This is a genomic window from Winogradskyella litoriviva (assembly GCF_013249065.1).
GTDB lineage: Bacteria > Bacteroidota > Bacteroidia > Flavobacteriales > Flavobacteriaceae > Winogradskyella > Winogradskyella litoriviva.
In genome coordinates, this window is sequence record NZ_JABRWQ010000001.1 from 774,389 (window position 1) to 786,852 (window position 12,464).

9 protein-coding genes are annotated in these 12,464 nt (G+C 31.6%); 3 read left to right on the forward strand and 6 right to left on the reverse strand.

All coding sequences use genetic code 11. The features are described from left to right. Positions 1-10: 10 nt before the first annotated feature. From HNV10_RS03330 to HNV10_RS03340, 3 genes are read left to right on the forward strand one after another with little or no spacing between them, the layout of a single operon-like run. Complete coding sequence (locus HNV10_RS03330; protein ID WP_173299895.1) at positions 11-1,867, forward strand: hypothetical protein; 1,857 nt, start codon at positions 11-13, stop codon at positions 1,865-1,867. A gap of 19 nt (positions 1,868-1,886) precedes the next feature. Continuing rightward, positions 1,887-3,320: a hypothetical protein gene (locus HNV10_RS03335; RefSeq protein WP_173299896.1), complete on the forward strand. Its 1,434-nt coding sequence runs from the start codon at positions 1,887-1,889 to the stop codon at positions 3,318-3,320. Positions 3,321-3,363: 43 nt separating this feature from the next. Next, the gene (locus HNV10_RS03340; RefSeq protein ID WP_173299897.1) at positions 3,364-3,819 is read left to right on the forward strand and encodes a 3-oxoacyl-ACP synthase; all 456 of its coding nucleotides are present in this window, start codon (positions 3,364-3,366) and stop codon (positions 3,817-3,819) included. Between the two features lie 23 nt (positions 3,820-3,842). Here the strand turns inward: HNV10_RS03340 and HNV10_RS03345 are convergent, their stop codons facing one another. From HNV10_RS03345 to mscL, 6 genes are all read right to left on the reverse strand, one after another. Next, positions 3,843-4,757 (reverse strand): ABC transporter ATP-binding protein, encoded by a 915-nt coding sequence (locus HNV10_RS03345; RefSeq protein ID WP_173299898.1) that lies wholly within the window; start codon positions 4,755-4,757, stop codon positions 3,843-3,845. 88 nt (positions 4,758-4,845) lie between these two features. Further along, on the reverse strand, positions 4,846-7,320 hold the full coding sequence (locus HNV10_RS03350) for an FG-GAP-like repeat-containing protein (protein WP_173299899.1): 2,475 nt from the start codon (positions 7,318-7,320) through the stop codon (positions 4,846-4,848). 10 nt (positions 7,321-7,330) lie between these two features. Further along, a complete protein-coding gene (locus HNV10_RS03355; protein WP_173299900.1) occupies positions 7,331-8,401 on the reverse strand; it encodes an SO2930 family diheme c-type cytochrome in 1,071 nt (356 codons plus the stop codon). Between the two features lie 83 nt (positions 8,402-8,484). Then, positions 8,485-10,650: a prolyl oligopeptidase family serine peptidase gene (locus tag HNV10_RS03360; RefSeq protein WP_173299901.1), complete on the reverse strand. Its 2,166-nt coding sequence runs from the start codon at positions 10,648-10,650 to the stop codon at positions 8,485-8,487. A gap of 150 nt (positions 10,651-10,800) precedes the next feature. Beyond that, complete coding sequence (locus tag HNV10_RS03365; protein ID WP_173299902.1) at positions 10,801-11,790, reverse strand: aspartate-semialdehyde dehydrogenase; 990 nt, start codon at positions 11,788-11,790, stop codon at positions 10,801-10,803. 186 nt (positions 11,791-11,976) lie between these two features. Continuing rightward, positions 11,977-12,378, reverse strand: coding sequence for a large conductance mechanosensitive channel protein MscL (gene mscL, locus HNV10_RS03370; protein WP_173299903.1), 402 nt, complete (start codon positions 12,376-12,378; stop codon positions 11,977-11,979). Positions 12,379-12,464: the final 86 nt, after the last annotated feature.

A 12,464-nucleotide genomic window follows, 5' to 3' on the forward strand; every position in this document is an offset into this window, starting at 1 on the left:
CAACTTCAACATGAAAAAAATATTACTACTTACTTACCTATTTTGCATTGCATTAACAATAAACGCACAAGATTTGGTGTCTAAAATACCAAAAGATGCTAAGGCTGTAGTTTCAATTAAAGGTAAAAATGTTACCGACTTAGTTTCTGTTTCAGAGTTTGAAAACTCAAAAATTGGTAAACTATTTCTAAAAGAAATGCGAAATGAAACTGACGGTAGAGTTTCTAATTTAAATGAATTAGGAATTGATCTAAACCGTGATTTTTATTATTTTATGACGTCAGATTCATTAAGTCTAAAGCATCATGTTTTAGTGCCTTTTAAGGATAAAACTGGTTTTGAGAAATTAATGCCAGAAAGGCAAAAGAAGAAAATAATAACAGATGGAGACCTTTCGTATTTTGTAGACACATATGATAGCATGATAACGATGTGGAATAATAATATGTTGCTAATGGTAGTATCTCAAGAAACATACAACAACGATTATTATAGTTATAATGATTATAGTGTAGAAGAAGTTGCCGAAGAAGTTGTTTTAGAGGAAGAAGAAGTAGAAGTTGAGTCAACTGAATCTGAAATAGAAGTAGAAGAAACAGTTATAGAACCTTCTGAGCCTACTTATAATAATGATTATTATGAGAACTTAAGAAAAGATAGAGAAGCCAAAAAATTATTAGCAGATAAAGCTTTAGTTACCTATGCAAAATCAACAATAAAAGGTAATCATACAAATGGTTCTATACTAAAGAACACAAAATATGTAAAAGCAATTGGCAATGGTAAAGATGAAGCTGTAGCTTGGATTGGAGATTTTAGTTCAATTTATTCAGATATGTTACAAAATTTATCATACGGTATGGGTCCAAATTATTTAGGTTTATATGATAGCTTTCAAAGCTTTTACAGTGATATGTCCTTAACGTCTAAACTTAATTTTGAAAAATCTCAGGCATCTTTAAAAACACGTTATACCATGAATAATGACATGGCTAAATACACTGAGGCTATGTATAATGGCAAAATGAATTCTAACTTTTTTAAATATTTTAATGAAGATAAAATGCTAGGGTATTTTGCGGTAAACATAAGCACAAAGGGTGTTTTAGAAGCCTATCCAGAAATGATGAGTAAAATGTTTGAAGGTTATAATGACGATGAAGTTGCTGCATTTGTGCCTATTGGCATGAAAATTTTATCATTACTAATAGATGAAGAAGGCGCTGCACAACTATTAAGAGGTGATATGCTTTTTGTTCTTACAGAAATGAAAGAAAGAGAATTAACTTATACAACCTATGAGTACGATGAAAATTATGAAAGAGAAGAAGTAACAAAAACAAAAAAAGAAACCTTACCAGGTTTTTTAATGATGCTTACATCTTCTGAAGGCGATTTATTTCATAAGTTAATGAATATCGCTGTAAAAGAAAGCAGAGGAGAAGTCACTTTAAGTACTAATGGCATATACCAATTAACTACAAGCGATTTACCATTAACAATAAACGTTGCTTATAAAGATAATGCTATTCTTATCGGAAGTTCTTTTGAAGACCTGGTTGCCATCAAAACCGGAAAATTTAATAGTAAAGTTAGCGGTAAACATAAAAGTTTAATTAAAAAGAACTCGAGTGCCATTTATGTAAACGGACATGAAATTGCATCAACATTCCCTAGAGAAATGATGCCTAATGCTGTAAAAGAAAAAATAGATTTTATTTCTCAAAATACAGAGGATGTTATTTTTAAAACCGGAAAAATAAAAAATAATGCGATGGAAGGTGAAATGATATTAAATGTACCAGAGAAAGGGCATAATAACAGTTTAGCTTACTTTTTAAATATGATAAATGCTCTAATGGATTAATTTTTAAAACTAAAATCTTTTGAAAAAATCTATAAAAATAGCCCTATCAATACTTGTATTAGTATTGATAGGGTATTTTGGTTATACCCATTTTAAGAAAACATCTGTTTTGCTTAATGTTATCCATAAAGATGCAGAAAGTGTCATAAAAGTTGGTGTTCATGATATTAAAAAAACGTTACTTTTAGATGTCTTATCGTCTCCAAGTTATTACTGGAAAAACTCAAAATTATACAAAGACAGTAAAAAGGACGACTCAAAAGAAGACGATGATATTGGTGTTGATTTTAAGCCGTATACAATGGCTTTTTATTCCATAAAAAATATTGATAACACACTTTTTACTACCTTTAAAATTAATGATTCAGAAGCTTTTGAAAAGTATATAAAGAAATATGCTCAAAAGAAATCGAGCTTAATTACAAATAATGAGATTGGCTATAAAAACCTTGTTTTAGAAAAATCTCAACTAATATTAGCGTGGAATTCAGAAAAAATAGCATTAGCCTTAACCTTAGATGCATCTTTAGAGAAACTAAAAGTTGTTTTTGAAGATGTGTTATTAAAAAATCAGCTTATTTCAGACAAGAACCATAAGATTATAAAGCAACTAAGTACTTCTAATGATCATATTGTCTATCTTAAAAATGAGAGTATAATAAGACTAAATTTTAAAGATAAAGAAGCTATAATAGACGGTAATATATTTACACAAAAGGCAGATGCTTATAAAATGAGTACAACTTATAATGGTTTGCCAGAAGCGTCATTTCAATTTTATTTTGATGGCAATTTCAATAGTATAGAACATAAAACAGCATTTACTCAACGTTTAGAGAATCTATCATTCTTTAGTAAAAACAATATTGAAGCAACTCAGTTAATAAATAAAACTAATGGATTTTTAAGTATTGGTATAAAAGGAACAACAATGCAATCAGACACCATAGTAGGTTATGAATACAATGATAATTTTGAAAAAGTAGCTGTTAAAAAACTGCAAGAAAAAGAGGTGCCTAAAATTTCTATCAATTTGGGAGTTAATAAGAATGAAAGTTTAAATATGTACTTACAAAACCAAGGTGCTATAAAAAACGATGTCTTATTAAGTATTCCTTATTATACATTTTATACAAATGAAAATGGTAATAACTTATCATTAAGTACTGCAAAAGAAGACATGAATACTGAAGAAATAAACAGTTCTAGTTTTTTTAATTTAGATGTTAATTTTAATCGCTTACAGAAAGATATTTCAATTCCAAGAGCTAATGAAGTGTTTGGATTGTTAGAGACCCTTAATTTAAGAGCTAATCAATTAAAAGGGACAAATCAAATTAAAATAGAAGGCTGTCTTATAGGAAAAAGTGAAGATGTAAACATTATCTCTCAAATTTTCTTTGGATTAGAAAAGCAGAAGGCGGAAGAGGATTTAGTTAACGAGAATATTTAATAGAAATATTAGACAGAACTATATCGGTTATATATTCATCACAATGACAAGTAACATAAAACAAGAATTATACGATCAATGTCAATTTTTTATAGATGCTCGTTTACAAGCCATCACAAAAACTATTGCAGAAATTCAAGAGTCTTTAACTTCTGAAACTAAGAGTAGTGCTGGCGATAAACACGAAACGGGGCGTGCAATGTTGCAATTAGAACGTGAAAAAGCAGGACATCAATTAGCCGAAATTGAAAAGCAAAAACAAATTCTTCAAAAAATAAATGTTGAAGCTAAACACCAAAAAGCAGCATTAGGTTCAGTGATAAAAACAACACAATCAAATTATTTTATTGCTGTAAGTGCTGGTGAATTGGTAATTGATAACACCACTTATTATGCAATTTCAGCAGCAACACCAATTGCACAATTATTGTTATCTAAGGGTGTTGATGATGAGGTTGTTTTTAGAGGGAATCTGTTTCGAGTTTTAAATGTTGAATAAGAAGAAAACAATCATGTAAAGAACTATAAAGAAATTTTGAGGTAGATTTCTAATCCTTTTAATAATGCTGAATTATGCTCAATAAAAATAGAATCGGAGTTGTAATCTGCTTCAATGAGCCAATTATTACCATTAAAATAAGAATGTTTTACAATAGCTTTTAAATCGGATTGTTTTACAATTTTAACTCGATTAGCATATACAATGCCATAAGGTTCAATAACATTAAATTCTCCAAAAAATGAAGCTATTAGAGGTGTTTTTGGGTTGTTGTAAATTTGTTGTGGTGTGTCTTTTTCTATTATTTTAGAATCGTGAATAACGAGTAATTGGTCTGCAAAACCGAGGACATCATTTTTATCGTGTGTGGCAACAACACAGGTAATATTATTGTCTTTTAAATATTTAAAAACACTACGACGTAACGATTGTTTTTTAAAATTATCAATATGGCTAAAGGGCTCATCTAGTAATAAAATTTCGGGTTGTTTTGCTAAGGCTCTCGCGATGGCTACGCGCTGTTTTTGTCCGCCACTTAATAGTTTTACTTTGGTTTTAGCAAAGGCTTCTAATTCTACAACTTTAATTAATTCTTCAGTACGTTTTTGTTTTTCTTCAGGATAAAAACGAGATAAATATTTACCAATATTTTCTTCAACTGAAATGAAAGGCATAAGGTCAAACTCTTGGGTTACATATTTCATAAAATCGTAACCAATCACTAAATTGTATTTTGGTCCAAGAATTTCTTGGTTTTTCCAAAAAATATGGCCTTGTTTTAAATCGTATTCACCATAGATTAATTTTAAAAGTGTGCTTTTGCCTGAGCCACTTTCTCCAATAATGGCAAGATTTTCTCCAGTTTCAACATTAAAGTTTATAGCCTTTAAAACCTTAGTTTTAGAATACCCAAAAGTGACATTTTTTACTTGAAGCATGTTGCAAAGATAGATGTTTCAAAAAATAATTGGGACAAAAAAAGCCGCTCGATTTCTCAAACAGCTTTTAATTGTATAAGGTTTATTATTATTTTTTTATAAACTTTCGTTTCATAGTTTTTCCTTGAGATTCTAGCCTTAAAAAATAGACTCCACTGGTTAAATTAGAAACATCAATACGATTAGATTTTAGTTTTAAATTAAGAACACGTTTTCCATTAATATCAAAAACTGTTGCTATTTTATTAATCACTTGAGACGAAGTATTAATAAAAAGTTCATTTTCCACAGGATTAGGATAAATTGTAAGATCAATTAATGTATAATCTATAGCACTAAGTGCAGAACCTTCAGTAATATTATGTGTTGTATCTATTGCTGGGTTTTCTATATAATCTACAACACCAGATGGCCAATAAATAGTTAAGCTGGTAATTGAAGTTTCTGCTCCAAGACCAAAATGAGTGGTTAGCGAACTCATAAATTCAAAACCTTCACCGCTTCTTACATCTCTTATTTGTGTCCCTGTAGATGTTTCAATTTCTATTCTAGCGCCAATGCCATTTATATTGCTGCTTGTGCCAATGGTATTTATTTTAATCCAATGATTAGTATTTGCATTGTTGAGGTAAATGTTTCTATTTCTAAAAATATCTAAAAACCCATCGTTGTTAGTATCACCTATTGCTCCACTTGGTGGCATATTTGTAGAAAAATTAGTGAAGGTAAAATCACCATTATTGAACAAAATATCACCATTAGATAAGATATCTATATAACCATCATTATCAAAATCAGCAGGCGCATTTTCTATTCCTAATGCAGCCAAATCAACTCCTGATCCAAAAGTTACATCAGTAAAAGTACCATCGCCATTATTTTGCATTAATTTAGAAGGACCATTTGATGTAGTACTTGCGCCAACATAAACATCCATATCTCCATCATTATCAAAATCCGCCCAGGCAGAAGACCAGGTTTGTATATTGTCTCCTAAATTAGAAGAATTGTTGTGTCCCACGCCAGGATAATTTGTATTGTACCAACCATTGCTATCTGCAACATTTGTGAATACTCCATTGCCATCATTTCTCCATAATTCGTTGGTGCTAATGGTTGATGAGCCACCTCTACATTTAGCAATAAACATATCCATGTCTCTATCGTTATCAAAATCTATCCATACAGTTCCATAATTTCCTCCACCAGGCGTTAAACCTAATCCATTTGGAACAACTCCTGGACTTTCTCCTTGATAAAAAGTTAAATTACCAGAACCATCATTGATATAGTATACATTGGCATCAACATCATGACATACAAAGGCATCTAAATGCCCATCGTTATTTATGTCTACAAAATTAGACCGTTGCGAAAAAACATAATTAGAACCCGATATTTCGGTGTAACCAGTACCAGAATTATTAGCCTTCATAAATGTAACACCAGAGCCTCCTCCGTAAACAAGATCATTATAACCGTTGCGGTCAAAATCACCTGCTGCTAAACTCCAATTAGGTGAATAATCGGCTGATGGAGTAGAAACATTTGTTTCATTAAAACCACCTGTAGCTAACTGATAATGTACATTGATATTATCTGAACTTACAGAAACCACATCGTCTAAAAAATCACCATTTAAATCAACCAATGCGATATCATATGTTCCTGTAGTTGCTATTGGGTTTGTTGTAAAAGATACTGGATAACTAGATAAATCTATACCTGTTGTAAATGTTTGGCATTGCCATGAACTAAAGCCACCAGCAGCACAATTTGCTCTTACGCAAACTCTATAGTCTGTTTCTTGTGTTAAACCTGTTAATACATAAACACTATTTGCGGTAAAAATTCCAGTTGTTGGCATTATATCTGTAGTTAGACCTATTGCAACTTCCCAAGATGTTTCAGTCCCTCCAGCAATCCAATTAACACTTGCGGTTGTAGCTGTGATGTTGTTAATTGAAACAGATTCCACATCTGGACAAGCAGGAGGCATTGAAGATATAATAGCTACAGAATTAACACAAAAGCCCCAACCAAAGGAGTTATTATCGTTATATAGAATACGATATTTAAAACCTGTTTGTTGTGCGTTAGAAAAAGTAGAAATATCTAAACCATCACTAATAAAACTTGTTGGTGTGTTGTTACAAAAACTTACAGTTGAGTTTGAATTATCAGTAAGTGTGTTTCCCCAATTTTCCCATTCAGTTGTAGCGTTATTCCAAAATTGAAGCTGTAGTGATTCATTTTGATATATATTAAAACCATATTGAAAACTTACGGTTAATTCAGTTTCACCAGTACTAAAAGCAGCACTTAAATCAATAACAGGCGATTCAGCAGCGACATTATTAGCAGAAGTACCACCAGCAAGATTATCATCAAAAGAAAATGAACTACTAGTTGTTGTTGGGTCTTCATAGAGATATGTTACATCATAAGATCCAGAAAGCGTCCATTGGTTATTTGGCCAATTAGCTGGTTGATTTAATTGTTGCGCAAAACTATACGCAAAAATAAAGTTTAATAGAATTGTAAATAGTAGTGGTTTTTTCATATTGGTTGGTTTAGTTACAATCCGTATTTAGAGAATTAATCCATTCTTCAATTAATTGAACACCTTCTACATGTACAATTGTTCTTGCCATTAAAGGCATTCTGTCCGAAGGTTCTGTAGAACTCAACCTGTAATGTAATACGGAATTTCTTGCATCACCAGGTTCTATAATATGACCAAGACCAAAGCCAAGATCTGTATCTGCATCTACACAAACACCTAAGTTAGTGAGATTTTCTGTGTCTGTAAAATCTAAGCGCAATGGCCTATATGCACAATGTGTTTCTTCAGAGTGGCAATGTGCACAGTTAATATCTACATAAGCTCTTACTCTACGCTCTAAAGTTTCATTTGTATCATTATAATCTGGGAGTTGAGCTATGGTATTAGGAAGCATATTTTCTAAATAGCCAACATTTATTAATTTGTCTAACTGATTGGATGTTCCATCATTATAATTGTAACTTAAATTTAAGTTTCTAGGTTTGGGACCAATAGGTTTGGGTATTTCCATTACTTTATGACACGTATGGCATTCTGCTGCTGAAGGTATTCTATATTGAACAGATTTTATTTCGTTAGATTGTAGCCATTCTACATCCACGTAACTTCCATCCATGTTTAAAGTAGCTTCGGTTTGTTCATTATTCCATATATAATTAGCAAAAACCCAACCCTCTTGTTTTCTAATCAATAGTCTTGTTTCTAAGTTTTTAGAATCGTTGTTAGGTAAAACATTATCATAGTAAAAGCTTTTTATTAAAATTGCTCCCACTGGAAAATCTAAATTTTCGTTAGCACTTACATATGATGCCTTAGTATTATTAGGCATCCAAACAAATCGTTTTTTCTTAGCGTAATCACTAAATAATGTTGAATTTAAAGTATAAGGTATTACACCAAACGTGGGTTCGAGATTTTTTAATTCGTTTTCAAATAATTGATATTCTGAAAGCGTTTGATATGGCATTTCCTCTAAATTTAGATTGGTATCTGGAAAAAGAGGTGTAAGTCCATCATCTTTGCCACAAGAAAACAGAAGCAGAATTGAAACTAAGTAATAAAGGTAGTTTTTTTTCATGCAGAATAGTTATACAACATTAATAAGACAGTTGAATACTAAAAAAACCTACCTCAAAAATGATTCTTTCATAAATAGTTTAACTATCCTTTTACTTTTTCTGTTGTTTTAGAAGGTAAAACCTTAAATCCCATATTATAAAGTGTAAACCCATAGATGTCTGCATATTGTTCTATAGTTTTACTCACAGGTGTACCAGCGCCATGACCAGCGTCTGTTTCTATTCTAATAAGTGTTGGGTTGTTACCCGTTTGTTTACTTTGTAATTCGGCAGCAAATTTAAAACTGTGAGCTGGTACAACTCTATCATCATGATCACCTGTAGTCACCAAAGTTGCAGGATATTCTACACCTTCTTTTACATTATGAACAGGCGAGTAGCCTTTAAGATAGTTAAACATTTCTTTACTATCTTCTGCTGTTCCGTAGTCGTAAGCCCAACCAGCACCTGCAGTAAATGTATGGTAACGTAACATATCTAAAACACCAACAGCTGGTAATGCTACTTTCATTAAATCTGGACGTTGTGTCATTGTTGCACCAACTAATAATCCACCATTAGAACCACCTCTAACTGCTAAATAATCTGAAGACGTATAGTTCTCTGAAATAAGGTATTCTGCTGCTGCAATGAAATCGTCAAATACATTTTGCTTTTGCAGTTTTGTACCTGCATTATGCCATGCTTTTCCGTATTCTCCACCACCTCTTAGGTTGGGTACAGCGTAAATTCCGCCTTGTTCCATCCAAACCGCATTTGCAATACTAAAACTTGGTGTTAAACTAATATTGAATCCACCATAACCATATAGAATGGTTGGGTTTTTACCGTTTAGCTCTAATCCTTTTTTGTGTGTTATAATCATTGGCACTTTAGTACCATCCTTAGATTTGTAAAACACTTGTTTGCTTTCGTAATCTTCAGGATTAAAATCAATGTTTGGTTTTCTGTATAATTCTGAAGTTCCGTTTTCTATATCATATTTATAAATACTTCCTGGAGTTACATAATTTGTGAATGAGTAGTATAACTCTTTTTCTTCTTTCTTTGCTCCAAAACCGCCTGCACTTCCTACACCAGGTAGTTCAACTTCTCTAACTAATTTACCATCGTAATCATATTGTAATATTTTTGAAACTGCATCAACCATGTAATTAGCAAAAAAGTAGCCTCCTGCAGTTGATGGACTTAATACATTTTTAGTTTCAGGTATAAAATCTACCCAATTTTCTGGAGTTGGATTTGAAGCATCAACTGTTACAACTCTTTTGTTTGGAGCGTTTAAGTTTGTAGATAAATAAAGTTTAGTACCTACATTTTCTAAAATGCCTGTGTCACTATCTGTATGATTTAAAATAGTAATCAACTTACTATTGGGTTTAGTTAAGTCTTTAATAAAAAGTTTGTTACCAGAGGTAGAAACACTAGCCGAAATAATTAAGTATTTATCATCTTCGGTTACGCCTCCACCAATATATCTGTGTTTTTGTTCTGGAGTACCTCCAAATATTAACTCATCTTCAGATTGTTTTGTTCCTAACTTATGATAGTAAACTTTATGTTGGTCTGTTTTGGCAGATAGCTCACTACCTTTTGGTTTGTCGTAGCTAGAATAATAAAAGCCTTCGTTTTTATACCAAGACATGCCACTAAATTTAATATCAACTAAAGTATCTTCTACAATTTCTTTAGTTTCGGTATTCATTATTAAAATCTTTCTCCAATCGCTTCCGCCTTCAGAAATAGAATAGGCTAGCGTTTTACCATCTTTAGAAAAACTTGTACCTCCTAAAGAAATTGTACCATCTTCTTTAAATGTATTTGGGTCTAAGAATACTTCAGCCGTACTTGGGTCATCTCCAGTTTTATATCTGTAAATGACATATTGATTTTGTAAGCCATCATTTTTATAAAAGTAAGTGTAATCGCCTTCTTTAAATGGTGAACCTATTTTTTCGTAATTCCAAAGTTTTGTAAGTCGTTCTTTTAATTCTTTTCGATAAGGAATGTTATCTAAATAACCGTAAGTTGCTTCGTTTTCAGCTTTAACCCAAGCTTCAGTTTCTGGACTTCTGTCATCTTCTAACCAACGGTAAGGATCAGATACAGCTTCACCAAATATAGTGTCAATAACTTCAATTTTATTTGTTTTTGGATAGTCTACAGAAATTGTTTTCAAAGTTTCAGTTTCGTTTTTACATGATACAAAAATACTCAGTACTAGAGTTAGGAGAAGTAATTTTTTCATAATTAGAATAATTGAGATTAAAGAAGATTTCTCCCAAAGATAAGACTTTCATATTTTGACATAAGTTAAAAGGCAAAAAAAATACGCTAATTCAATTAATAAGATAATTGAAAAAGCGTATTTATTAAGATTTTATAGATGTAAATTACTTTACACTAATTCATTTTTCACAAGATATTCTGCAATTTGAACAGTGTTTGTTGCTGCACCTTTTCTAAGATTATCACTTACAACCCACATATTTAAAGTATTTGGTTGAGAACCATCTCGTCTTATACGACCAACAAAAACATCGTCTTTACCATGCGCAAACATTGGCATAGGATAAGTGTTGGTTTGTAAATTATCTTGAACAATAATACCATCAGTAGTGTTAAGTAATTCTCTTACTTCAGCAACATCATATTCGTTTTCAAATTCTACATTAATAGCTTCACTGTGTCCACCTGCTGTAGGAATTCTTACTGCAGTTGCAGTTACAGCTATGGTGCGATCACCTAATATTTTTTGAGTCTCATTTACCAATTTCATTTCTTCTTTGGTATAACCGTTGTCTTCAAAAACATCACAATGTGGAATTGCATTTTTATGAATTGGGTAAGGGTAAGCCATATCACCTTCTTTACCTGCAATTTCATTTTCCATCTGTTCAACAGCTTTTACGCCAGTACCAGAAACGGATTGATATGTAGAAACTATGATTCGTTTAATTTTATATTTTTTATGAAGTGGTGCTAATGCCATTACCATTTGAATGGTAGAACAGTTTGGGTTAGCAATAATCTTATCTGTTTTAGTTAACTCATTAGCATTAATCTCTGGAACCACTAATTTTTTAGTATTATCCATTCTCCAAGCCGAAGAATTATCAATTACGGTTGTGCCAACTTCAGCAAATTTTGGAGCCCATTCTAAAGAAGTGCCACCACCTGCAGAAAAAAGAGCAATATCTGGTTTGGCTTCAATAGCAGAAGGAATACTAATAACTGAAATGTCTTTGCCTTTGAATTTTATTTTTTTACCTACAGAACGCTCAGAAGCGACTAATAATAATTCATCTACTGGGAAATTACGCTCTTCTAATACGTTGAGCATTACATTTCCTACTAAACCTGTTGCACCTACTATAGCTACTTTCATTTTTTCATTTTTTTAAATAAATTGTAAGCAAAGCTACATAAAAAACCTCTTTTTTTTAATTTAACCATGGCTTATAACAATAAAAAACAAAATGTTAATTATTTAACATTTTGCATAAAAAAACCCAGACAATAATTATCTGGGTTTAATTAAAAATAAGAGTGTAGCGATGACGCTATACGTGTTTTATTTTTTTAATGCATCTCTGATTTCGGTTAAGATATCAAGTTCAGATGGTCCTGCTGGAGCTGGTTCTTCAGCTGGAGCTTTAGTTTTATTGTAAGCTTTTACAATAATGAACATAACAAGACCAACAATTAATAAATTGATGATTGCGTTAACCCAGCTTCCCCACATAATTGCGTTTTCTGGAGTTGTTACTGCACCTGCTGCATCAACAACGGCTTCTGATAAGATAACTTTTTTATCAGAGAAATCAGATCCACCAGTAAAGTAACCTACAACTGGCATTACAATATTGTCTACAAATCCTTTTACAACGCCTCCTATGGCACCTGCCATAATTACAGCTACTGCAAACTCAATAACGTTTCCGCCAGTGATAAATTCTTTAAATTCTTTTAACATAATTTAATGTTTTTAATAGTTAGTTAATGTGTTAGTTAGACGCAAAGTTAGTTCAAAAAGTCACATTATGTTAAAAAAAAATTAAA

What these genes read in the sequence shown, in the direction of transcription:
- HNV10_RS03330 (WP_173299895.1), top strand. Translation starts at nt 11, where the DNA reads ATGAAAAAAATATTACTACTTACTTACCTATTTTGCATTGCATTAACA.
- HNV10_RS03340 (WP_173299897.1), top strand. Translation starts at nt 3,364, where the DNA reads ATGACAAGTAACATAAAACAAGAATTATACGATCAATGTCAATTTTTT.
- HNV10_RS03345 (WP_173299898.1), bottom strand. Translation starts at nt 4,757, where the DNA reads ATGCTTCAAGTAAAAAATGTCACTTTTGGGTATTCTAAAACTAAGGTT.
- HNV10_RS03350 (WP_173299899.1), bottom strand. Translation starts at nt 7,320, where the DNA reads ATGAAAAAACCACTACTATTTACAATTCTATTAAACTTTATTTTTGCG.
- HNV10_RS03355 (WP_173299900.1), bottom strand. Translation starts at nt 8,401, where the DNA reads ATGAAAAAAAACTACCTTTATTACTTAGTTTCAATTCTGCTTCTGTTT.
- HNV10_RS03360 (WP_173299901.1), bottom strand. Translation starts at nt 10,650, where the DNA reads ATGAAAAAATTACTTCTCCTAACTCTAGTACTGAGTATTTTTGTATCA.
- HNV10_RS03365 (WP_173299902.1), bottom strand. Translation starts at nt 11,790, where the DNA reads ATGAAAGTAGCTATAGTAGGTGCAACAGGTTTAGTAGGAAATGTAATG.
- mscL (WP_173299903.1), bottom strand. Translation starts at nt 12,378, where the DNA reads ATGTTAAAAGAATTTAAAGAATTTATCACTGGCGGAAACGTTATTGAG.